The sequence below is a fragment of the Rhodococcus sp. DN22 genome (genome assembly GCF_036669995.1).
GTDB classification, from domain to species: Bacteria; Actinomycetota; Actinomycetes; order Mycobacteriales; family Mycobacteriaceae; genus Rhodococcus_F; species Rhodococcus_F erythropolis.
Map to the genome: position 1 here is coordinate 5,631,668 of NZ_CP133326.1, position 23,304 is coordinate 5,654,971.

Annotated in this window: 20 protein-coding genes and 1 pseudogene; 8 read left to right on the plus strand and 13 right to left on the minus strand. The window is 61.5% G+C overall.

The genetic code is table 11. From position 1 onward, the window contains the following. The first annotated feature begins 79 nt into the window (after nt 1-79). The gene (locus RA302_RS25925) at nt 80-2,035 is read left to right on the plus strand and encodes an AarF/UbiB family protein (RefSeq protein ID WP_338478448.1); all 1,956 of its coding nucleotides are present in this window, start codon (nt 80-82) and stop codon (nt 2,033-2,035) included. Nucleotides 2,036-2,049: 14 nt separating this feature from the next. On the opposite strand, the pseudogene RA302_RS25930 reads toward RA302_RS25925, so the two are convergent. From RA302_RS25930 to RA302_RS25940, 3 genes and pseudogenes are all read right to left on the minus strand, one after another. Further along, nucleotides 2,050-2,781, minus strand: a pseudogene (locus tag RA302_RS25930) (hypothetical protein). 38 nt (nt 2,782-2,819) lie between these two features. After that, entirely contained in the window at nt 2,820-3,104 is a 285-nt protein-coding gene (locus RA302_RS25935) for a hypothetical protein (RefSeq protein WP_003939785.1), read from the minus strand. Between the two features lie 127 nt (nt 3,105-3,231). Next, the gene (locus tag RA302_RS25940; protein WP_030536523.1) at nt 3,232-4,839 is read right to left on the minus strand and encodes an AMP-binding protein; all 1,608 of its coding nucleotides are present in this window, start codon (nt 4,837-4,839) and stop codon (nt 3,232-3,234) included. Between the two features lie 320 nt (nt 4,840-5,159). On the opposite strand from RA302_RS25940, the gene RA302_RS25945 reads away from it, so the two are divergent. Further along, the gene (locus tag RA302_RS25945) at nt 5,160-5,675 is read left to right on the plus strand and encodes a CGNR zinc finger domain-containing protein (RefSeq protein WP_003940315.1); all 516 of its coding nucleotides are present in this window, start codon (nt 5,160-5,162) and stop codon (nt 5,673-5,675) included. 10 nt (nt 5,676-5,685) lie between these two features. On the opposite strand, the gene RA302_RS25950 is transcribed toward RA302_RS25945, so the two are convergent. The 3 genes from RA302_RS25950 to RA302_RS25960 form a co-directional block, all read right to left on the minus strand. Continuing rightward, nucleotides 5,686-6,318 carry a hypothetical protein gene (locus RA302_RS25950; RefSeq protein ID WP_030536522.1) on the minus strand — a complete coding sequence of 211 codons (633 nt, stop codon included), beginning with the start codon at nt 6,316-6,318 and terminating at the stop codon, nt 5,686-5,688. Nucleotides 6,319-6,405: 87 nt separating this feature from the next. Further along, nucleotides 6,406-6,942: a hypothetical protein gene (locus tag RA302_RS25955; RefSeq protein ID WP_338478450.1), complete on the minus strand. Its 537-nt coding sequence runs from the start codon at nt 6,940-6,942 to the stop codon at nt 6,406-6,408. 149 nt (nt 6,943-7,091) lie between these two features. Further along, nucleotides 7,092-8,255 (minus strand): LLM class flavin-dependent oxidoreductase, encoded by a 1,164-nt coding sequence (locus RA302_RS25960; protein WP_030536521.1) that lies wholly within the window; start codon nt 8,253-8,255, stop codon nt 7,092-7,094. A gap of 157 nt (nt 8,256-8,412) precedes the next feature. Between RA302_RS25960 and RA302_RS25965 the strand changes: the two genes are divergently transcribed. The 3 genes from RA302_RS25965 (at nt 8,413) to RA302_RS25975 (ending at nt 12,203) form a co-directional block, all read left to right on the plus strand. After that, a complete protein-coding gene (locus RA302_RS25965) occupies nt 8,413-9,744 on the plus strand; it encodes an MFS transporter (RefSeq protein ID WP_030536520.1) in 1,332 nt (443 codons plus the stop codon). A gap of 141 nt (nt 9,745-9,885) precedes the next feature. Next, a complete protein-coding gene (locus RA302_RS25970) occupies nt 9,886-10,551 on the plus strand; it encodes a TetR/AcrR family transcriptional regulator (RefSeq protein ID WP_003939987.1) in 666 nt (221 codons plus the stop codon). Then, entirely contained in the window at nt 10,548-12,203 is a 1,656-nt protein-coding gene (locus RA302_RS25975) for an FAD-binding dehydrogenase (RefSeq protein ID WP_030536519.1), read from the plus strand. Before RA302_RS25970 ends, RA302_RS25975 begins: the two co-directional genes overlap by 4 nt. Nucleotides 12,204-12,211: 8 nt before the next feature. Here the strand turns inward: RA302_RS25975 and RA302_RS25980 are convergent, their stop codons facing one another. Together RA302_RS25980 and RA302_RS25985 are read right to left on the minus strand one after the other, a co-directional pair. Next, nucleotides 12,212-12,349 (minus strand): hypothetical protein, encoded by a 138-nt coding sequence (locus RA302_RS25980; RefSeq protein WP_153211511.1) that lies wholly within the window; start codon nt 12,347-12,349, stop codon nt 12,212-12,214. Nucleotides 12,350-12,396: 47 nt separating this feature from the next. Then, entirely contained in the window at nt 12,397-14,763 is a 2,367-nt protein-coding gene (locus RA302_RS25985) for an arylsulfatase (protein ID WP_030536518.1), read from the minus strand. 117 nt (nt 14,764-14,880) lie between these two features. Here RA302_RS25985 and RA302_RS25990 point away from each other — a divergent pair, with 117 nt between their 5' ends. Continuing rightward, nucleotides 14,881-16,092: a DUF2254 family protein gene (locus RA302_RS25990; RefSeq protein ID WP_030536517.1), complete on the plus strand. Its 1,212-nt coding sequence runs from the start codon at nt 14,881-14,883 to the stop codon at nt 16,090-16,092. A gap of 94 nt (nt 16,093-16,186) precedes the next feature. Further along, entirely contained in the window at nt 16,187-18,019 is a 1,833-nt protein-coding gene (locus RA302_RS25995) for an APC family permease (RefSeq protein ID WP_030536516.1), read from the plus strand. 8 nt (nt 18,020-18,027) lie between these two features. On the opposite strand, the gene RA302_RS26000 is transcribed toward RA302_RS25995, so the two are convergent. Then, nucleotides 18,028-19,101: a VIT1/CCC1 family protein gene (locus tag RA302_RS26000; RefSeq protein WP_007729922.1), complete on the minus strand. Its 1,074-nt coding sequence runs from the start codon at nt 19,099-19,101 to the stop codon at nt 18,028-18,030. Nucleotides 19,102-19,126: 25 nt separating this feature from the next. Next, the gene (locus RA302_RS26005; RefSeq protein WP_003939910.1) at nt 19,127-19,972 is read right to left on the minus strand and encodes an alpha/beta hydrolase; all 846 of its coding nucleotides are present in this window, start codon (nt 19,970-19,972) and stop codon (nt 19,127-19,129) included. Between the two features lie 190 nt (nt 19,973-20,162). Here RA302_RS26005 and RA302_RS26010 point away from each other — a divergent pair, with 190 nt between their 5' ends. Next, complete coding sequence (locus tag RA302_RS26010; protein WP_037126450.1) at nt 20,163-20,804, plus strand: DUF4232 domain-containing protein; 642 nt, start codon at nt 20,163-20,165, stop codon at nt 20,802-20,804. A gap of 1 nt (nt 20,805) precedes the next feature. On the opposite strand, the gene RA302_RS26015 is transcribed toward RA302_RS26010, so the two are convergent. From RA302_RS26015 to RA302_RS26025, 3 genes are read right to left on the minus strand one after another with little or no spacing between them, the layout of a single operon-like run. Further along, nucleotides 20,806-21,876 (minus strand): ABC transporter permease, encoded by a 1,071-nt coding sequence (locus RA302_RS26015; protein WP_037126448.1) that lies wholly within the window; start codon nt 21,874-21,876, stop codon nt 20,806-20,808. Beyond that, nucleotides 21,873-22,742 (minus strand): ABC transporter ATP-binding protein, encoded by an 870-nt coding sequence (locus RA302_RS26020; RefSeq protein ID WP_030536513.1) that lies wholly within the window; start codon nt 22,740-22,742, stop codon nt 21,873-21,875. Before RA302_RS26020 ends, RA302_RS26015 begins: the two co-directional genes overlap by 4 nt. Then, entirely contained in the window at nt 22,739-23,155 is a 417-nt protein-coding gene (locus RA302_RS26025) for a GntR family transcriptional regulator (RefSeq protein ID WP_030536512.1), read from the minus strand. Before RA302_RS26025 ends, RA302_RS26020 begins: the two co-directional genes overlap by 4 nt. Between the last annotated feature and the right edge of the window lie 149 nt (nt 23,156-23,304).

Genomic DNA, 23,304 nt, shown 5'->3' on the forward strand with positions numbered 1-23,304 from the left:
GGGCTTGTTACCCGGCAGTCGGGGTGGGCTCGGGGTTTTCCTGGATGTATCGCAGATTGCGAACCCGTACGCTATCGCAATGGACTTGATGGTCTGGATCGTCACGACGCCATTTCTTGCAGCAGCACTGGCGGGCGTGATGCGACGAACGCTGGGGACGAGAGTCGGATGGCCGCGAACCCTTGCGGTCGCGGTGATAGCACTCTCGGTGGGGGTTCCACTGTCGGGATACGTCGCAACACTTGCAGGAATTGCCAGCCAGGACGATCAACTTCTGGTGAGCGTAGGAACAGCGCTCATATTCTTCGGAGTTGTCGCGCTCTGGGTGTTCGCAGCATGCCTGGCCGCATTGGTTTTCCTCGAAGTTGTCCTTCCAACAGGGTCCATCCCCGGACCGCCAGAAGCATTGCAGCGCAGCCGCAAATCGTGGCGACGAACCAAGCGATACGTCCAGATCATGGGCATCGTCGTGCGAGCGGGAGGCGGGCCCGCTCTCCGTGCTGGGCCATCAGCGCCTCAGTTCGGGGACGCGCTGGTGGAAGTAATCAACCGGTGCGGTGTCACTTTCGTCAAGCTGGGACAGATCCTCGGCACGCGAGACGACCTCATACCACCCGAGTTGGCTCGCACTCTCTCGTCTCTGCAAAGTTCGGCACGACCGGCTGATCCAGTCCGCATTGCGAAGCTACTGGCATCGGAACTCGGCGACGCACCAGAGTCGGTGTTCGCATGGTTCGATGTGGAGCCGTTCGCCGACGCCTCTGTCGCACAGGTACATTCCGCGCGCACCGTTGAAGGCGTCGACGTTGTGGTGAAGGTTCAACGCCCCGAGGCGAGCGCACAAGTGAGCGTGGATTGCGATATCTTCCTTCGCGTGTCATCCCGCGCGGAGACCCGTTTTCCCTGGGCACGCGATATCGGCGTTCACCGACTCGCCGGGGGCCTCGTCACGTCACTTCTCGAGGAACTCGACTACCGCACCGAAGCAGCGAATACCGGCGCGATTGCTTCCACCATGTCGAACCGCCCGGATATCGTCGTTCCGCATATCTACCCCAACCTCAGTAGCGGACGGGTGCTCGTGATGGAACGTCTTCACGGCACACCGCTCTCCGACGGTGAGTCGGCGCTCACCGGCCTCGACCGCGACACCCGCAGCAGCATCGCCAACGAACTTCTTGCGTCGTTGCTCGACGGGATCTTTGTCCACGGCGTGTTTCACGCGGACCTGCACCCCGGCAACATCATGATCCTCGATGACGGCCGGATCGGGCTCCTCGACTTCGGCGCAGTAGGGGTTCTGGACGGCGAGACACGGATCTTGTTCGCCGTGCTCCTCAACGCTGCCCTCGCAGGTGATCCGGTGGCGACAGTCGACGCGATGCTGATGGCATTCGACGTGCCGCCCGAAGTTGATCGCGGAGCACTACGTCACCAGGTGGGCCGAGAGATCACCCTGCTCAGTGTCCAACCCAATGTTTCCATGGCATCGTTCGCGCGAATGTTCACTGTGCTTCGCGAACACCGAATCGGAGTGCCGGGAGACGTCGCCGCCGCTTTCCGTTCGCTCGCGTCCTTGGAGCGCGCCCTGCGGCTCCTGGATCCGCAGATCGACCTCGTCGCTGCTGTTCGGGCCGAAGTACCCCGACTGTTGACCCATGTCGCCAGCCCGACTGCAGCCGCGCAGGCAATCCTGTCGACGACGGCGGTCACAACCGCGGTGGTCCGGCGCCTGCCTGGTCAGCTCGATCAGATCGCGACCTCGATCGCGTCGGGAAGCTTCACACTTCGCACTCGCTCGGTTGCACACCCCGACGACAGGCGATGGCTACGACGGTCGGCGAACAACGCCCTGGGTATGGCGGCGGGAGTGACCGCGCTGATCGTCGCGGCGATCCTGCTGTTCGTACCTGGCGGACCACAACTCACACCTCAGCTGTCGGGCTATGCACTCGCGAGTGCGGTACTGGGCTTCGTCGGCGTCGTTCTGTGCATGCGGACCGTGTTCCGTTTGTTCACACTCGACAACAGGTAACCGAGAACTGATTTTCATCGCTTGATCTCGATGTCGTCGAAGTCGAGCGCCAGGAGGGTCGGCCGCGAGAGAACGCGACTGCCTGGGCCCCGCGGGAGAACGCGCCGTCGAGTGGGAAAGGTGAGACCGTCGAACTGACGGTGATGGTCACAGTAGAGAGCAGCTTTCGCCCAGCTGCCTACCGGTTCGGCGACGAAGTCGTGACGGCGGATGAGGCCACCGTTGTCGACATAGAAGGTCTGCTGCCGGCAATGGGTGTCGATTTCTGGCGCAAATGTTGCTTGTAGTCGTCGCCATTGCTGCCCGGATTCCTGCCAAGGTTCGGCTTCGGTGACAGTGATGTCGTCGCGGGCGAGCAGCAGCGGTGCGTTCAGATAGTTCCAAAAGGCGTAGCCGGCAAAGTAAGCGGTGTCGAGCGCGTCCCAGTGGAGGTTGCGCCGGACTCCACTCAACCCGAAAAACTCTGGACGTGGGTCGGTTCGACTCCCGAGTTCTTCGCCGTCACGAGTTTCGATCCGCACGACGCCCTTGTCGAACACAGCGCACTCGCCGACACGCGGAAAGTCTTGGAGGACAGTGCGTTGCTCGGCGACTTCAACCTCGACCGTGAACTTCGCCAGCTTGTTGCCGGGGAAGCGCTGAGGCAGCAGACCGCCCAAACGTCCCCGTGCCGTGATCGCTGAAACAGACTGTCAACGTTCGACTCCGCCATGTGCGGTGAGGACTTCATCGAGTAGTTCGGTCATATGTCGACGCTCTCCGTCCCCTGACGGAACTGTGGAAATCAGCGATCAGACGGACGCGTAGTTGTAGTTGCGTTCCTCCCGCGGTACCACTGCCACCCCGCGGTGATGATGACAGCGCCGGCAAGGGACCCGAGGATGCCGCTCGGGCGCAATGATAATCCGTCGCCTGCAATCAAACTCACGAGCAATCCGCCGACCAGCGAACCACCGATTCCCGCGATGAACGCGAAGGTCCAGTCCACTCGTGCGGTCGTTTTCCCCAGAATCAGCTGGGCTCCCGCTCCGATGACGATCCCGAACAGGAGTATTCCGATGATGAGCATGAGCTGAGACCCTTTCGTGGAGTGACGACGCAAGGCGCGAACGACTTACTCTGCGCCATCTTTCCGGTATGTCTCTTATGTCGTGGTGAAATCCGTGTGAAAGGTTGTCGCCACCCACTCCACACTGCTAGGACGACGCCAGTGTCGTCGCCCAGCGGTAGTCCGCCTTACCGGCCGGGGTCCTCTTGACTTCATCGACCAGCACGATCGTGCGCGGCACCTTGTAACCGGCCAACGTCTTACGGCAATGTTCCTGAACCGCTTCGAGAGTCAGCTCGTCGGACTCGGGATAGGTCGCGATCACCGCGGCAACCTGCTGCCCCATGCGCGCGTCGGGTGCGGGGACGACAAGCGCGTCGGAGATCGCCGGATGCGCGTGAAGGGCAGCCTCGACCTCTTCGGCGAAAACCTTCTCGCCGCCGGTGTTAATGCACTGTGAGCCGCGGCCCAGGAAGACAATCGTGCCGTCCGCTTCGACCTTGCCCATGTCGCCGAGCACCGAAAGACGGGTGCCGTCAGCGCGGGTCGGGAACGTGCGGGCGGTCTTCTCTTCGTCCTTGTAGTACCCGAGCGGGACGTTTCCGATACGCGCGATGTAGCCCACGTCGTCGGAGCCGGCGGGGATCTCTTCGAGCCGCTCGTCGACCAGGATCATGTTCGGCGAGGGCGGCATTCGCAGATTTCCCGCCTCGTCGATGGAGAAGGCGCCGTCGTTACCGGACTCCGAGGCTCCGAAGTTGTCGCGCAACAGCAGGTCCGGCTTCACCGCCAGCATGCGGTCTCGAACGCTGGTGGACCAGATCGCACCACCCGACGTGATCGAGAAGAGACTGCTGAAATCGACCTCGTCTTTGCGTCGTTCCATCTCGTCGACCAACGGCAGTCCCATGCCGTCACCGACGATCAAGATCACCTGTACCGAATCCTTCTCGATCGCTTCGACGACCTTCTCCGCAACGAATTCTCGTCGTAGAACCACGCGCGCGCCGAGGGTGAGGAACGTGAACAGCGAATACAACGCTGCGCCGTGCATGAGGGGGGCGGCAATGAGGAACGAGAGTTCCGGAAATTCCTTTGCAGCGCTGGCTATCTCCGCGAGGTCCTGTCGAGCTTCCTCGCCGTACGGATTTCCGCCGGAGAGCGGCTTACGGAAGAAGTCGTCGTGACGCCACATGACACCCTTCGGGTATCCGGTCGTCCCGCCGGTGTAGAGGAGGTACACGTCGTCGCCCGAACGAGAATCGAACTCCCCTACCGGTGACATCTCGCGAGCGTCGTCGAAGGAAATCACCGACACTTCATGCGCTTTCGCGGCAGCGACCAGTTCGGCCTCGACCTCGCCGATCACGATCACCGTCTTCACCTTCGGGCATGCACCGAAAAGGGAAGCAAGGACACGCTGATGCTCGGGGAGTTCCACGACCACTGCGACCGAGTCGGAGTTGGTGAAGATGTACTCGAGCTCGGCGGGCGTGTACCGGTAGTTCACGTTGATCGGGACCGCACGGATCTTGATCAACCCGAGGATCGACGTGACATGTTCGACGCTGTTCTTCAGGAACAGGGCTACATGATCGCCGCGCGAGATGCCGGCTTGCGCGAGCAGGTTGGCCGTTCGGTTGGCTTCCGCGTCCAGCTCAGCGTAGGAGAAGTTCTCTCCCTCGTAAGTCAAGGCGACGCGATCAGGCACCGAGCTGGCGACGGTTTCGAATACATCAGCGAGGTTGAACTGCATCGTCTTCCCTTTCAGAGTCTGCGCCGCGATACCGAGGCATACAACCCTGAATCTAGAACACGTTCCATGTCACCCGAGGCAAAACGGAGCGATTAGCTGACCATTACCTGGACCTGACCTTGATCGGCGCAGCGACGGCCGAGCCCACACCGCCCGACACCCATTCGGCGAGCAAGGTCTGCCATGACCCGCAATGGCAGCGCAGGTAGGTGACCGTCCCCTCGCTGGTCCGATGCCGAGATTCGATCTCCCAGCGGTGGATGCAACTTATCGGCGCGAAATCTGTTTTCTTCATACGACGAGCATGATGTAATGGCATTGTGCATCTCAACCCTTACGGCGAATATGCGGTGACGCTGGCCGCCGACCTGGCCAATCGAAATCCCGAGACCTTGGCCGAACTCGTCGAACGCTGCGTCGATGCAGGCATCATTCTCGATTTCCCCATCGCCGAGAAGGACCTCGACGAGACCCTCGACCTTCTGATCGAGTGGTCGAAAATCGTCGACGTCACGGAGGAGGCAGCCCGCGCCGAGTTGGTGAACGTCATGCTCGAGCAAGCGTCGGCGTATCCGCGCATGACCAACCATGCAAACGACGGGTGGCATCTGCACTACCGCGATCCGCAACAGTCGCTCGCCGAGGTCCTCAAGGCCCTCTTCTCGGTAGGCACGGCGCTGCACCTCGTCGGCCGCGGAATGCACAGATTAGGTCGGTGCACCCTGGACGAGTGCACCAACATCTATGCGGACACCTCACGCAACGGCAATCAGCGGTACTGCTCCCCCACGTGTGCGAATCGCGACGCGGTGCGACGCCACCGCGCGCGCAAGTGAGCCGGACCGACTACGACGTGGGACCCACTACCTCGAAATCCGAGCCACCTTGGTAGTCGAACTGGAAGCTGCCGCCGCTGCTTCCCGAGCTGATTCGATTCCACGCGTCGATCAAGTCCTGGACCGTGTTATATCCCAGGTCCTCCAAAGAACCTGAGAGACTTCCGGTTCCGGCGCCCTCGAACCAGCCGCCGACCACAACGGCCTGCGGAATCGCGATAGTGGGGTTGGTCGGATCGAGCAGTCGAACGCACGCTCCCGCAACGGCGTACACCCCGGCCGGCAGATTGCCGACGGTCCGCGTGATCGTCTGCCCAGGCGAAACAGCAAACAGATCGAGGATGTTGCTGACGGTCGGATACACCAACACGCCGGGCTGGAGCAGCTTTGCCGGATCACGAATCACGTCGGGGACATCTCTGGCGTTGAGGATCGCCACTGTGCAGTTGATGAAGCTGAACCGCGGGTTCGGGTTGGTGATGGTGAAGGTGATCGCATTGTCCGCTGCGCTCACCGACATCGGAGGCGGGAGAATCGCCGGTGCTGCCGACGCCGTCGCCGGAGTCATGACAACAAGTCCCACGACGGCGGCCGACGCCGCGACAATGCTTCCGAGAACGCGTTTGAATCCACGACTTCGCATTTTCGAACCTCCAGGCAAGTCGGTCAGATCACCAGATGCCTGAAGAATAGACCGCTCAGTCGGAAAATTGGGGAGACAGACGGTGAGCTACCCGAAAAGTCCTTCGAGGCTGCCGCTGCCGAACAGGTCGCTCAGGCTTCCGGTATTGATGCCGCTGAACGGTCCACCGATGACAACGAGGCTCGGCACGCCAGGAACAGGCTTACCCAACGTCTCCAGATCGAGAAGATCGGAGCACGCACCGAACACGGCGTAGGTTCCGTCCGGAACATCGGTCACGGTGTTGGTGACCGTCTGCCCCTTACCGACGGCGAACAGTGAGGACGGGTCGGTGATCTTGGGGTACACCACAAGGTTCGGATCGAGCAGCTTGAGCGGATCATCAAGCACGGCAGCAGAATCCGCGGCGTTGACGACAAACGCCTGGCACAACGGGGCAATGCCCGTGTTGTTGTTCGTGATCGTCAGTGCCAGATCGTTTCCGGTCACCTTGTACGAGACGACCGGCGGGACCACCTCGGCCGACGCAGTTGCAGGATTGACCATCGCGACGCCTGCCGCGGTTGCAGCGGCGACTGCCACGGTTCCCACGACGCGACGTACTCCACTCGTGCCCAGCTTCATCGAGGATCCTTTCGTACTGCGCCTTGAGTTCGGCAACAGTGCGCAGCCTAGAACGGATCTACTGACCGAATTGCGTGAATAGTCCCGGAGGGAGGCCGTGCCCGAAAGATCGGGACAAACGTCCCCTTCTCGAAGAGCTTGCTTTCGACTCAGTTCCCACTGGAGACGAAGGGCGTCCGCACCGGTCCGCCGACCGAACCGTGCGGTGCTACCAATCCACGCTTTTCGAGGATCGGACGCACACCCTCACCGAACTGATACGCCTCTTCGAGATGGGGATAGCCCGACAATACGAAGTGATCCAGGCCGATCGCCGCGTACTCGGCAATCCGATCAGCCACTTCTTGGTGCGAACCGACCAATGCGGTGCCTGCACCCCCTCGCACCAATCCGACGCCGGTCCACAGGTTCGGCGCAATCTCCAGCGACCTCGCTCCGACGCCCTCCTTGTAAGCCGAACCGCCGCCGTGCAATTCGAGCATTCGACGCTGACCTTCGGAGCCGGATCGCGCAAGACTCGCCTGAGCCTGCTCGACGGTCGCCGGATCGAGCGCACTGAGCAGCCGATCCGCTTCTACCCATGCCTGTTCCGAGGTGTCCCGGCTGATGACATGCAGACGGATTCCGTAGTCGAGGTGACGACCTTGGACTTCCGCGAGGTCGCGAATCCAGGCGATCTTGGCGGCAACAGCGGACGGCGTCTCACCCCAGGTGAGATACGTATCCGCGTAACGCGATGCGACGGTTCCGGCCGCCGGCGACGATCCGCCGAAGAAGATGGGCGGCACCGGGTCCGGAATACGCTGCAGCGTAGCCTTTTCCACGTTGACGTACTCGCCGGAGAAATCAACCGGACCGTTACCGGACCACAACTGGCGGATCACGTCGAGGAACTCGCCGCATCGTGCGTACCGTTGGTTCTTGTCGAGGAAGTCACCGAACGTGCGCTGCTCGTGGTCCTCCCCGCCGGTCACGACGTTGAGCAGCAGACGACCGCCCGACTGCCATTGGAAGGTTGCGGCCATCTGGGCGGCCAGCGTGGGGCTGAGCAATCCCGGTCGCAGAGCAACCAGAAACTTGAGCGTCTCGGTGGTCTCGAGCATCATCGCAGTCGTCAGCCATGCGTCTTCGCACCACGCGCCGGTCGGCGTGAGGACGGCCTCGAAGCCGTTCGTCTCGGCGGCCGCACCGATCTGATTGAGGTATTTCAGCGTCGCCGGACGATCACCGGACATCGAGCTGCCGTGCCCACCCGCCATCAGATTCCGGGAATCACCGTAAGTAGGCAAGAACCAGTGGAAGCGCAGTGACACGGTGATTCCTTTCGTCGACGAACAGGCAGAACTCTTCTGTCATTACAACCACAGTCCACCTCGAAGAACAGGGTTGAAATCACCCTGATCGCTACGGGTGCCCACTTTCGGCTCCGGCGATACCTTCGTGAATTTGCACCGCGACCCGGGGGCTCCGATGACCACGTTTGCCGAAGTCGAGCACAATTCACCGTTCTCGAACGAGACCGACGACGAGCGGCGATCCAGACTGAGAACCGTCGTCGCCGCGAGCCTGCTCGGCACGACGGTCGAGTGGTACGACTTCTTCCTCTATGCGACGGCCGCGAGCCTCGTCTTCAACCAACTGTTCTTCCCCAACCAGAGTTCCTTTGTCGGGACCATGCTTTCTTTTGCGACCTTCGCGGTCGGCTTTCTCGTTCGCCCCATCGGCGGAGTGGTGTTCGGTCACATCGGCGATCGCATCGGGCGCAAGAAAACGCTTGCCCTCACGATGTTCATCATGGGTATCGCGACGGCGCTCATGGGTGTCCTTCCGACCGCAGCTCAAATCGGGGTCGTTGCACCGATTCTGCTTCTGCTGCTTCGTATCCTGCAGGGATTTGCTCTCGGTGGTGAGTGGGCCGGAGCCGTTCTTCTGGCGGTCGAACACAGTCCGGAGAAGAAGCGCGGGCTGTTCGGCAGCATCCCGCAGATCGGACTGGCTCTCGGCTTGGCTTTGGGCACAGGAATGTTCGCACTACTTCAAACGGTCTTCGACGACGAACAGTTTCTCCGTTTCGGCTGGCGCATAGCCTTTGTTCTGAGCTTGGTACTCGTGATCGTGGGGTTGGTGGTCCGTTTGAAGGTCGACGAGACGCCGGCATTTCAGGCCGTTCGCGACCTCGAACAGCGCTCATCCGCCCCGCTCAGGGAAGTCTTTCAAGGAAGAGTCGCGCGAAACACCGTACTGGGCATGCTGTCTCGCTGGGGCGAGGGCGCCGCGTTCAACACCTGGGGCGTCTTTGCAATCACGTATGCAACCAAGACTCTGCATTTCGAAAAGGTTCCGGTACTTCTTGTGGTCACCGTGGCCGCAGTAGTGATGGCGATCTTGCTGCCGTTTTCCGGTTCACTCGCTGATCGGTTCGGCCCGCAACGGGTCTACATCGTGGGCATCGCCGCGTACGGCCTCGCGATCTTCCCCGCCTTCGCACTGTTCGGTACCGAGAATCTCCTGCTCTTCGGAGTCGCGATGGTCGTGGTCTTCGGAGTGATTCATGCCTTGTTCTACGGCGCCCAGGGAACGCTGTATGCGAGCCTCTACCCCACAGAAATCCGGTACACCGGGTTGTCGGTCGTTTACCAGTTCTCGGGTATCTACGCCTCCGGCGTCACACCTCTGATTCTGACGGCACTGATCGGCGCCAGTGGCGGTTCGCCCTGGCTGGCATGTGGATATCTGGTGGCCACCTCGGCGATCAGCGTCGTCGCCACTGCGGCGATCAGGAAGCGTGATCTGCATCTGTAGCGATCACACCTGAATATTCACTTCTCTTGGACATTTACTAGATACCCATAGAAATACCTGCGAAGAAGAACAGATCGAGATACGCCTACGCATCGGATACATCGGTGTATCGTTTGGGGTCCCACCCTGACGGAGGCGCCGATGACGACTGGAACGGACAACTCGCCGGCCAAGCGTGTCACCAAACGCCGTGGTCAGACCCGGCAGCGCCTGCTCGACGCGGCTGCAGATGTCTTCTCCGAAGCCGGGTTCGGGCACGCCACGGTCGAGCAGATCTGCGAACGCGCCGGATACTCCCGAGGCGCGTTCTACTCCAACTTCGATTCACTCGACGAATTGTTCTTCGCGATGTGGGAGCAGCGATCCGCAGCAATGCTCGCCGATCTGCGGTTGGCGACGGAGTCGATCACCGCCGGTAACACCGTCGACATCCATGCCGCTGTCGCCCGGATCGTGGCGGTGGTTCCGGTCGACCCGCAGTGGTACCGGATCAACGCGGAATTCACAGCCCACGCGCTCCGCAACCCGGCACTTCGCAAAGCCCTTGCCGACCGTGAAGACGCGATCCTTCGCACCCTGTTGCCCATCGTGGAGTCCGCACTCAGCGACGTCGGGCGAACAATCGTCGGCGACCCGACGGCGTTGGGACGGGCATTGGTTGCAGTGCACGACGGCACCAGCGTGCAGTGCCTCGTCGATACCGACACCAACGCCGCCTTTGCACTGCGCCGCGATATCTTCACTCGAATTCTGCTGTCCTACAGCGAAATAATCCAGAACAACCAATCGGAAGAGGAGTTGTCGTGAGCGAACAAGCTGACGTCATCGTTGTCGGGGCAGGGCTGGCGGGACTGGTCGCCACCTACGAACTGACGCGCGCGGGCCGCAAAGTCCTTGTCGTGGAACAGGAGAACGCTGCCAACCTCGGCGCGCAGGCATCTTGGTCTCTCGGCGGACTCTTCCTCGTGAACAGCCCCGAACAACGCCGACTCGGCATCAAGGACTCCCTCGAGTTGGCGATGCAGGACTGGATGGGCACAGCGGGATTCGACCGCGACCGCGAAGATCACTGGCCGCGTCAGTGGGCCAAGGCGTACGTCGAGTTCGCGGCCGGCGACAAGCGTCAGTACCTGCACGATCTGGGGCTTCGCCTGATGCCGAATGTCGGCTGGGCCGAACGCGGCCGCGGAATGGCTCTCGGACACGGAAATTCGGTGCCGCGCTTCCACCTCACCTGGGGCACCGGACCTGGCGTCGTCGATGTCTTTCTGACCAAAGTGATCGCCGCTCAGAAGCGTGGACTGGTCACGTTCAAGCACCGCCACCAAGTCGATCAACTCGTCGTCACCGATGGTGCGGTCACTGGTGTACGCGGAACCGTCCTCGAACCTTCCAGTGATCTGCGCGGCGTGAAGAGCTCGCGCACCCCCATCGGCGAATTCGAGTTCGCCGCACAGGCCGTCGTAGTGACATCCGGTGGAATCGGCGGCAACTACGAACTGGTGAAGAAAAACTGGCCCGAGCGACTCGGCAAGGCACCCAAGCACATGCTGACGGGAGTACCGGCGCACGTCGACGGGCGCATGCTCGAAATCACCGAATCCGCGGGCGGAAACATCGTGAACCGCGACCGCATGTGGCACTACACCGAAGGCATCCAGAACTGGAATCCCATCTGGCCGAACCACGGAATCCGAATCATTCCCGGACCGTCCTCGATGTGGTTCGACGCCACCGGCAAGCGTCTGCCGGTCCCCAACTTCCCGGGCTTCGACACGATGGGAACTTTCAAGTACATCCTGGACAGCGGCCACGAGTACACGTGGTTCATCCTCGACCAGAAGATCATCGAGAAGGAGTTCGCACTCTCGGGATCGGAACAGAACCCGGACTTCACCAACCGCGACTTCAAGCTCCTCCTCGAACGAATCAAGAAGGGCGCGCCGGGACCGGTCGAGGCGTTCAAGCAGAAGGGCGCCGACTTCGTTGTGCGCAACAACCTTCGTGATCTGGTCGACGGCATGAACGCCCTCACCGACGAACCGCTCCTCGACTACGAGGACATCGAGCGCGAGATGATCGCCCGCGACCGCGAAGTCGACAACAAGTACAGCAAGGACTTCCAGGTCACCGCCATCCACGGTGCCCGTAATCTGTTGGCAGACAAGATCGTGCGCGTCGTTGCACCGCACAAGATCCTGGACCCCAAGAACGGCCCACTGATCGCGGTCCGGTTGCACCTGCTCACACGCAAGACTCTCGGCGGCTTGGAAACCAACCTGGATTCGCAGGTCATCAAGGCCGACGGCAGTGTCTTCGACGGCCTGTACGCAGCCGGTGAAGTCGCGGGCTTCGGCGGCGGCGGAGTCCACGGTTACAGCGCACTCGAGGGGACCTTCCTCGGCGGCTGCATCTTCTCGGGCCGCGCAGCCGGACGAGCATTGGCGCGCGACCTGTAGCCCCGAAATCAGGCGAGCGAATGCGTGACCAGAATGTGGTGGGCACGCATTCGCCGCGCCTCGTGCACGGATTGATGGTGGTGATGGTGCGTCGGCCCGCGCGCGTGGCGGACCAGATCGTGAACAGTTCGGATGACGGTCGGCATTGCGACCCTCCCTCAGGAGATTGTGACTGCTGCTCTTGCCTGTGGAATCACTGTCTGGACACCGCCACTCGCGCCACCTCCTCCGGATCGATGAGGTGGGTATGGTCGTCGTCACCGACATCGATCTGCACGACGTCGATACGTGCGTTGAATGTGGTTGCGCCACTGTAATCGACACTGACAGGCATGCCGTAGTCATCCCCGATGTCGGTGGTCTCGTCCGCGGAGAAGACCATCGGTTGCGTCTGCTCGACGCGACCTGAGCCCACTTCGCGACCGTCGTGATAGATCGTGACCCCACCGCCTCTCGCGAGACCACCTCCGTCGTAGGTGAACTCAGCTCTGATCTGGTGTGATCCTGCCGGAATGTCAACGTCGGAACCGATGACGAACTCGGTCATGCCCAATAGGTTGTAGACGAATTTGGCGCGGCCTTCCCGCGCGTAAAGTGCCCAGCCACCAAATCTGCCTCCCTGCGCGATCATCACACCGTTGGCAGTAATGCCATCCGCGACGTCGACTGCTGCTGTGACACTGAATGATCGGTTCTTGATACTCAGCACGCTGTGCTCGCTCAGCCGTTTCATTCCGGGAAACAGAACCTGTCGGTTCCCGGACACCAACTGCGGACGCCCCGCGATGTGAGGGTTGAGCCTCTCGAATCTTCGGTCGTCGATCGGAAGCACGTTGTACTTGACCGCTTCGATCAACCACAAGCGTTGCAGTGCAGCGAGTTTCTCCGGCATCTCAGCCGCCAAGTCTTTGGACTGCGTCCAATCCTGAGACCCGTCGTAGAGCTCCCACACGTCGTCGTCGAGTGCGGGGAGTGCCTCCGCGAAAAGCCATGGAGTGCTGTGCCTGGTGACCGCACTCCAACCCTTGTAATAGATTCCACGGTTGCCGGCCATCTCGAAGTACTGCAGATCGTGACGTTCGGCGACTTCGGCGTCGTCGAAGGTGTAGACCATGCTGGTCCCCTCGATGGGTGATTGCTGGACGCCGTTGACAAAGGTCGGTTCCGGTAGTTTCGCGACCTCGAGGATCGTCGGTGCAACGTCGATGACGTGGGTGAACTGCGACCGCGTCTCCCCCTTGGTCCGAATCCCTGCAGGCCAGTGCACGATCGTCCCGTTGCGAGTGCCACCCCAATGCGACGCAACCTGTTTCGTCCACTGGTACGGGGTACACATTGCCCACGCCCACCCCACGGAATAGTGGTTGTATGCGTCCTTGGTACCGAATTTGTCTTTCACTTCCGCCATGAACTCGGGCGTCTCGATGGCGGCGAGTCCGTTGAAGTTGGCCATCTCGTTGAAAGCGCCGTTGATCGTCCCCTCTGCGGACGCTCCGTTGTCTCCGATGATGTAGTACACGAGGGTGTTGTCGAGAGCTCCGAGTTCTTCGATCGCATCGACAAGCCGGCCGACATGGAAATCGGTGTGTTCGAGAAATCCTGCATAGACTTCCATTTGGCGTTCGAGGACGGGCTTCATCTCCTCACTCATGTCCTCCCACGCCGGGATGGCCTCGGGACGCGGGGTGAGGACCGCATCCGCGGGAACGACCCCCCGCTGTTTCTGCTGCTCGAGAATTGATTCGCGTTGAGCGTCCCAACCTCCTGCGAACCGGCCCTCGTACTTGTCGGCCCACTCCATCGGAACATGGTGCGGCGCATGGGTAGCGCCGGGTGCAAAGTAGACGAAGAACGGCTTGTCCGGAGCCAATGACTTCTGCATCCGAACCCAGTCGATCGCGTGATCGGCAAGGTCCTCAGTGAGGTGGTAACCCTCCTCCGGTGTCTTGTCCGGCTCGACAGGCGCGACGCCCTCGTACAGCGCCGGGTAATACTGGTTGTTCTCCCCGCCGATGAATCCGTAGAAATGCTCGAATCCGCCTTCTCCCGTCGGCCACGACGTGAACGGTCCCACCGGGGATGTTTGCCACGGCGGAACCTCGTGACACTTGCCGAACTGCGCCGTCGAGTATCCGTTGAGTTTCAACGTCATCGGCAGTGCGGCTTTGGTATTCGGCCGCAGGCCGGAAAGACCAGGAGCCGAGGTAGCGGTTTCGGTGATCGATCCCATGCCGACCGAATGATGGTTGCGCCCGCTCAGAAGAGCGGCGCGGGTCGGAGCACACAGTGCCGTCGTGTGAAACCGCGTGTACGTGAGCCCATTACTTTGCAATCGCTCAGCAGTCGGTGTGTCCGCTGGTCCTCCGAAGGCACTGCTCGCGCCATATCCCACGTCGTCCAACAGGACCACCAGAACATTGGGTGCGCCGGCCGGCGGTAGTAGCGGAGTGATCGGTGGAAACTCGGTGTCCGGATCCTTCGCGTCGTACGTCACCAGACCAAGATGTTGTCGATCCGGAATCGGTAGCACGGCGCGGCTCTGGTCTGTCGGATCCGTCATGACGTCTCGCCTTCTGTCTCTCACATGGCTCTTTCAAGCGTTTCAGGATCACGACGACGTCGACATCATCCGTTTCGGGTGAAGGCGCACCATTGCCGCAGCGTGGAGGCTTGAAGTGTGGATCAGCCCGGACGTTTCGCTCCCACCCCGATCGGGCATGCCTTCCTCGTCCCCCGGCGCCGTGTACGTGCCGGCCTGACCCAGATCCTGTGCGTCGTCGTGGGACTGGCTGCCGGACTGGGGATGCCGTATGTCCGGAGCGGCCCGATGATTCCCGCCCGTCAGGTCAGCGAGATGCTCGTTGCCCTCGGACTGGGGTTATTGGGTGTAGTGGCAGTGATCTTCTCGCTGCTGTTCCTTGTAGTCCAGTGGGCCGCGACCACCTTCACTCCTCGCTTGTTGTTGTTCCGCGACGACCCCATCGTGTGGCGGACGTTTGCCTTCGCGATAGGCCAGTCGGTTTTCGACATCACGGCGGCGCTCGCCATCAGCAACGAAACGGATGTGTCCGTGGTTGTGCCAAGTCTCGCAGTGCTGGCACTCTTGGCCACGCTGACGCTGATCAGACTGCTCCAGCTGCGCGCATTCTCGGCCATCCAGTTGGCTCCTGTACTGACCTCGATCTCGAGTCGTGGCCGAGCAGTCTTCGCCGCCGTGTACCCCACCACTGATCTGGAGTTGCTTCCTCTACCAACACTTCCGGTGATCACGACAATCGAGTGGCATCGACCGCCGGCCGTTCTGCAGCAGATCCTCGTCGAAGATCTGCTGCAGAACGCTCGGAACTGCCGATCCATGGTGGTCCTCCGAGTGTCGCCGGGTAGCACGCTGCGAGACGGATTGCCGCTCGCCGACGTCTACGGCGGACCCATGCCCGCCAACACGATCCTTGACGCCTTGGTCAGTGGGAGTGAGCGGACCTTCACCCAGGACCCCCTACTCGCGATTCGGTTGTTGGCTGACATCGCGCTCAGAGCGCTCTCACCCGCTATCAACGATCCTGCGACGGCCGTGCAGGCTCTGGACGAGATCGAGGACCTCCTCTCTCTGGTGGCCTCCGTACGCGCAGATTCGATCCGGGCCGTCGACGAGCGTGGTGATCTGCGTGTGGTGATTCCACTGCCCGACTTCACGAGCTTCGTCAGAACCGGACTGGACGACGTCATAGCCTCGGCATCGAACTCGCCACTCGTTCTGGGCCGACTTCGCGACCTACTTTCGCACGTCGCCGCCCAATCGGAGTCTCGGAACCGCGATATTCTCGCCAAGCGCGCTCGCTGGATTGATCAGCTGTCACAAGGCTTCCCGCGACTCGAACCCCCGTTGTGAACCCGTACAGATTTGCGGGCCATCGCGTCAAAGCATCGTCAAGATCAGTCTCAGAGCTACGGGAAATGACGATACTGACTCGGTGAGACATGCAGTGATACTCGGACACCGTGGAGTCATATCGTCGACGACCCGCCCGGCCCGTGGGCCAGAGAATCAGAAGCTCTCCGTCGCAACCGGACTGGCAGGGCTTTCGCTCGACGCGATGGCCTCGGTGTCGTACGGTCCAGAGGCCATCGTGTTGGTGTTGGCCCTCGCCGGCGGCGCAGGGATCGGGTTCACCGTGCCGGTGACAATCGCCATCGCAGTGCTGCTTGTGGTCCTGGTGGCGTCGTACCGCCAAGTGATCGCCGCATTTCCCGAAGGCGGTGGCGCCTACGCCGTCGCAAAGAAGCATCTGAGCCCGCGGGCAAGTTTGACCGCCGCCGCGTCGTTGATCGTCGACTACACCCTCAACGTCGCGGTATCGATCGCAGCCGGTGTCGCGGCTCTGACCTCCGCCTTCCCCGCACTTCTCCCCTATACGGTCTGGATCGCACTGGCCATACTCGGCGGCATCACGGCACTGAATCTGCGGGGCATCGCAGATTCCGCGCGGGTATTCATGTTGCCCACCGTGGTTTTTGTCGTCAGCATCTTCACGGTGATCGGTGCCGGACTGCTTCGGGAAAACCCTGCCGCCGCAACGGCTCCCTTTGTCGTCGACAACGCACACACGATCGGCATTCTCCTTCTGCTCAAAGCCTTTTCGAGTGGTTGCGCCGCATTGACCGGAGTCGAAGCCATCGCCAACGCGGTACCCAGCTTCAAGAAGCCTCGCGTGCGTAGCGCTCAGCGTGCCGAAGTAGCTCTGGGAATCCTTTTGGGCACCATGCTGATCGGCCTTGCCGTGTTGATCGAGAAGTTCTCACTCGCACCGGTCCCTGGAACAACGGTCCTGTCGCAACTCACTTCCGCTGCCCTCGGAAATGGTGTGGGCTACTACGTCGTCCAATTCTCCACCGTGATTCTGTTGGCGTTGGCCGCGAACACCTCGTACGGCGGACTTCCCAACCTGATGCGGATCCTCGCCGACGACAACGTGCTCCCGCACCGCTTCAGCCGGAAGTCGACGCGCGACGTCTTCACGTACGGCGTCTTGTCGCTCGGTGGCGTCGGTGCTCTCCTGCTCATCGGATCCGGCGGAAACATGAACACCTTGGTGCCGCTGTTCGCCATCGGTGTGTTCATCGGATTCACGCTCGCGCAGTTCGGCATGGTGCGCCACTGGCTCGCCGAACAGACGCCGGGCTGGAAGTGGCGCCTAGCGCTCAACGGTTTCGGCGCAGTGTTGACCTCGATCGCAGCAGTGGTGACCACCGCCATGAAGTTCACCGAGGGAGCCTGGCTGATCGCTCTCGCCCTCCCTGCGCTCGTCCTCGGTATGGAACGCATCCGCGGTGCGTACACACATATCGGTACGCGGTTAACCGTTCAGGGTGAGAACGATTCTCTGTCTATCGGATACAAACCAGCGGTCCTAGTACCGGTGTCCGAAATTACGTCGCTCTCCACCCGCGCGATGGCCGCGGCAACGGCGATGTCGTCACAGCCCATCGCAATTCGAGTCTGCCTGGCCCACGAATCGACGACGGACTTCACACGCCGATGGCAAGCCCGACACCCGAATTCGCGTTTGATCGTCATCGAGGACACCGAGAATTCCGTGGGGAACACCCTCGCCCGCTACATCCGCACACACTTCCCCCACCGAGAGACCTTTGTTGTCGTCGCCACCATCGACCCGGCGACCAGATGGCACCGGTTCCTCCCGAGCCAACGGACCGATGAGATCGCTCATGCACTGCGCAAACACACCGAGGCCGTGGTGTGCCAGATTCCGGTTCGGATCGATCCGGCTCACCGCGATCCCGCCCTACGCGCGTAAGCCGACGCTCAGAGCGAAGTCCCGAACAACATGCCGAGCAGATACGTCGCGCCGGCAGCGCCGTAGCCGATCGCAAGTTGGCGTAGCGCCCGCTTGAATGGCGGCCCGCCCGAGAGCAACCCGACCACAACGCCCGTCGTCAGCAACGCGATCCCCACGAGAACAGATGCGACGATCAGAGCCGTCATGCCTTCCAGGCCGAACAGATACGGCAGCACCGGAATGATTGCGCCCGAGGCGAAGAAGCAGAAACTTGCCGCCGCTGCGCCCAACCCGGTTCCGACAGCTTCATGGTCGTCGACAACGTCGGCGGCGCCGAAGGTGCTGTTCGCGAGGACCTCGGCGGCGCGCTGATCCGCTTCCTCGGCGGACATGCCGCGGGCCCGGTAGACCAGGGCCAATTCGTTCGCGTCGACGTCGAGCAGTCCGACAGCTTCGCTGGCAGCCGGACCAGGATTGGACGCTTCCAACAACTCTCGCTGCGAGCGGACTGAAACGTACTCGCCGGCGCCCATCGACAGGGCGCCGGCCAGAAGCCCGGCCATGCCGGTGATCAGAACGATCTGATTGGAGACGCCGCTACCGCTGATGCCGAGCACGAGAGCGAGATTGCTGACGAGGCCGTCGTTGGCTCCGAAGACGGCGGCACGAAACGTCCCCGAAAGTCTGTTCCGACCCCGAGTGGCCAAGGCCCGCACCACTTCTTCGTGGATCTTCTCGTCCGCGCCCATCGATGCAGTCGCGTCGGCGTCGTTGGGATACGGGGATCGCGTCTCCGCGCGCTGCGCAAGAGCGAGCACGAAGACGGAGCCGAAGCGCCTGGCCAGAAAGCCCAGTATCCGAGTGCGGATATCGCCGCGAAGTGGTTTGCCGACGTGATCGCCGAGTAGCGCTCGCCAGTGCGCCTCGTGTCGCCCCTCCGCGTCGGCCAGTGCGAGAAGGATTTCGCGCTCCTCGCCGCTGCGCCTACTCGCGAGGTCTCGGTAGACGGCGGCCTCGGCTTGTTCGTCGGCGAGGTATCGTCTCCAGCGCTTGACATCTCGCGGGTCTGGATCGGGTCGTGCGGCCGGAACTGTGGACATCGTGTTCCCCTTTCCGGTGAGGCGGTCACGCTTCGAGTACGCGGTCCATCCACGTCGTCAGATCGTTGATGACGTCGTCGCGGTTGGTCTCGTTGAAGATCTCGTGTCTGGCACCCGGATAGGTGTAGTAGGTGACGTCTTCGATCCCCGCCGAGTTGTACCGTTCGACTGCGACGTCGGTACGGCTCAGTGCGGCGTTGAGAGGATCCGAGGTGCCGACGAAGACCAGGATCGGAAGGTCTTGTCGCACGCCCTCGACGTCGACGAACCTCGGTCCCGCTGCGATAAGTCCACCCATGCCGGCGTCGTCCAGGCTGAAACCGCACAGCGGATCGTTGATGTACAAATCCACCTGCGCTTCGTCACGGCTGAGCCAGTCGTGCGGAGTACGGGCCGGTTCGAATTCCGCATTGAACTGGGCGAGGACGTCCGGGCCGTCGTTGACGAGGCTCTCGATCAGTTGATCGACCGCGGTGGTCCCCGACAGTGCGACGGCGTCGATCAGGTGCGAATGATCGAGGATGTACTGCTGCGAAGCGAACGAACCGAGGCTGTGGCTGAGCAGTACGACGGGCAGGCCGGGGTGTTTGTCGCGGATGATGCCCGTGAGGGTCACCATGTCTGCCACCAAGCGGTTCCAGCCGTCGTCGCCGATGTTGCCTGGGCCGGCGTGCATGCTCTCACCGTGGCCGCGGTGGTCCGCCGCGTAGACGTGGAAACCGCGAGCATTCAGGGCTTCGGCAACGTGTGCGTAGCGTTTTGCGTGCTCACCCATACCGTGCGCGAGTTGAACAACCCCTCGAGGTTCCTGCTCGGTGGGCCATTCGTGGACATGAATGACCACTCCGTCGTCGCTGGTGAAGGTGAACATGCGCTACTCCCGGTGGTCGCGATCCGGACAGGTCATTTCTCATGCTAGATCCGCAGCGGCAATCCATCCGGGAAGTAGGTCCTGATCACCGGCGAGCCTGATTCGTTTCTGCACATCCGGCCTCGGATTCGGATATACCGGACACGGATGTTCGGAAACAGTTGTCGACCAGCCTGAGGAGTACAGAGCGATGAATTCGAACCGCATGCGCAACGTCGGCTTGTTGGCGGCTCCACTTGCTGCTCTCGCCCTTCTCAGCGGTTGCGGCTCGGATGAAACGGGAACGGCCGAGAGTTCACCGGCACCCGCCTCAACAACGACCGCCTCTGCGCCGACGACCCAGACCGGCACCGCTTCACCTTCGACGACCCATACCGACCACACCCAAACGACAACCTCGACGGCACCCAATCCCGAGGGTTGCACGATCGGGGAACTGAACGTCACCCTCGGCGAGTCGAGTGGCGCCGCCGGTTCTGTGGAGCTTCCGGTGGTCTTCACCAACACGGGCGGCCGCACGTGCACACTCGACGGTTTCCCCGGCGTCTCGTATGTCACGGGAGCGTCCGGAAGCGAAGTGGGTGCTGCAGCCGGCCGCTCCGGATCCGGTTCACTCGTCTCCCTTGCCCCTGGCTCTGCCGCAACGTCTTTGGTGCGAGCTACGAACGTCGAGAACTACCCGGCAGATCAGTGCGGCGTGACCGACGTTGCGGGACTGAGGGTTTACCCACCCAACAGCTACGACTCGGTCTTCCTCGCCTACCCCACCAAGGGTTGCTCGATGACCGGCGCGAACATCAACCAGCTGACGGTCGCGCCGGTCGCCCGCTGAGTCACGGCTTGAGGCGTCGTAGACCCCAGAGCGCCGGCAGGAGGAACAATCCCGAAAGGAACAGGACGAGTGCAGCTTCCGTGAACTGGAAACGCCAGAACCGATCAGCTGAGTGGTAGCGAACTTCGTAGTGGTCGACGCCGTGTTCCCGCAAACAGATCTCCATCTCTCTGTTCTGCTGCGCTGAGAGCACATCCATGCGGAGGTTGTACTCGGCGCCGGTCTCCTCCGGGCGCTGGTCGTACGGGTCCTCATCGCCTGATCCACCCCACGTGCACTCGTCGTATTTGACGTCGACCCAGTTACCTCGGAGGTCGACATATCCCTGCGCGAGTTCCCAATTGACCGCGGGGATACTGGTATCGCTCGAATAGTAGGAACTGAATCCGGCGACGGGTGACGTTCGGACACTCGGCTCGGCGTAATCGGGTCGTGCAACCAACTGAAATGCTGCCAGGATCGCAACAACACCGACCATCGTGATCGCCATTGCGCCGATCGAACTACGCACCAGCAAAGCCAGTGCTGCTCCGAGCATGAGTGCCATGAATGTGTATGCACCCAAGACCAGTCCGCTGGATTGAAAGAGCGGATACGACAGGTTCGATATCTCGACGAAAGTCGAACGCCCGGCAACAAATGCATACCGGGAGTTGTCCGGGAGAGATCGAGCCCATTGCAGTGCAAATCCGAGCAATGACGAAGCCACAGAAATCGGCAGGAAGACGATTAACACCCGGGTCCAGAACCAACGAGTCCGACTGACCGATTGAGTAAGCCCCAATACGTGTGTTCCTTGTTCGACATCCCGCGAAAACACGGTGACACCGATCAACACGCCGAGGAACACCGGCAGAGCAGTAGCAACCACTGTCGTCAGTGTGAGAGCAGTCTCTGCCGTGCAGATAGCGGTGATGTCATCGAAGCAACTGAGAGGCGATCCGAAGAGTTGGGCTTGTCCGCCGCTCTTGATGATCGCACCACTCGACAAGACAATGACTGCTAATGCCGCGAGGAATCCCAACGACACAACGAGCGATGTCCGGTGGTGCCGCCACGTAACCCAGATCATGCCGCCACCATCGTTTCTGCGCTCAGGTGCCCGAGCACCACGTCGTCGAGAGTTGCGTCGTCGATCACCCAGCCGGCCCGAGGGCTCGGACGGATTCCCTCCACCACGTGAGAATTCGACCGCACCCCCTTCTCGGTATGAATGACCGCACCGGCGCCGACCACGTCCGAGGGATCGCCGTCCCCGATCAATACGTAATGGGCAGCGATCAATTCATCCAACGGACCGGACAATCTCGCGTTTCCGCCGCCCAGCAGAAGAAGTCGATCCGAGACGTCTGCCAATTCGGAAACGATGTGTGACGACAACAGAACTGTGGTGCCGTACTCGGCAACGTCTTCGAGCAGAGTGGTCGCCACAGACCGCCGCGCCACGGGATCGAGATCTGCCAGAGGCTCGTCGAGTAGAAGCAACTGCGGCCTGCGTCCGAGCGCCAAAGCCAGTGCAACCCTAGTTCGTTGACCTGGTGACAGAGTCTTCGCCTTTGCATCGAGAGAAATCCCAGCGCGCTCCACCAGATCCAGAGCGTACTTCGCATCCCACTCGTCGTTGGTGTATGCGCCGAATCGAAGAAGTTCTGCAACAGTGAATTTGGGGTACAGGGGCTTGTGCTGAGCGAGGTACGACAGGCCTGGGCAGATGCCGTCCTGATCCGGCGTGCTGCCCAGGACGGAGATCGAACCATGGTCAGGCATCGTCAACCCGACCGCCAAGGACATCAGTGTGGACTTGCCCGCTCCGTTCACCCCGACCAGGGCAGTGATGCTTCCTGTCGCGACCTCGAATGTGCAGGCGTCGAGCACCTTCTTCTTGCCGAAGCGCTTGTCCACGTCCTGCATCGTGAGCGCAGATTCTTGCTCAGTCATGATGTCTCCCCCTGCTTTCCGGGCGGATCCGATTCGATGAACGTCTTCTCGAGCTCCAAACTCACCAATGCTTCGATGTCCGTGCGCTCGAGTCCGGCGGCCACGGCATCTGCCACCCAACGCGCCAACTCGCGCCGTAGCGCAGAGCTTTCCGCCATACCGGGCTTGGCCAGGGACTTGACGACGAACGTGCCCAATCCGGGCCGCGGAGCAACAAGTCCGTCGCGCTCGAGTTCCTTGTAGGCCTTCAGGACTGTGTTCGGGTTGATCGCGAGCGCTCCCACGACGTCCTTGGCTGTGGGCAGCCGATCCCCGACTTGGAGATCACCGAGCCTGAGCGCCTGCTTCACCTGAAGGACCAATTGCACGTAAGTGGGAATGCCGGATCGGCGGTCGATACGGAAGTCGATCATCCGAACCCTTTCACTAGTTCATTAGTGGAATAGATATTTACCCTGCCTTGACCTCCCGGGTCAAGCCAGACGACCCCTGTAAAGTGCAGATGCCCCGGTTCACCGGGGTGCCACGCTGCTCGTGTGAAGTTCGGTGAAACCCCGGCACT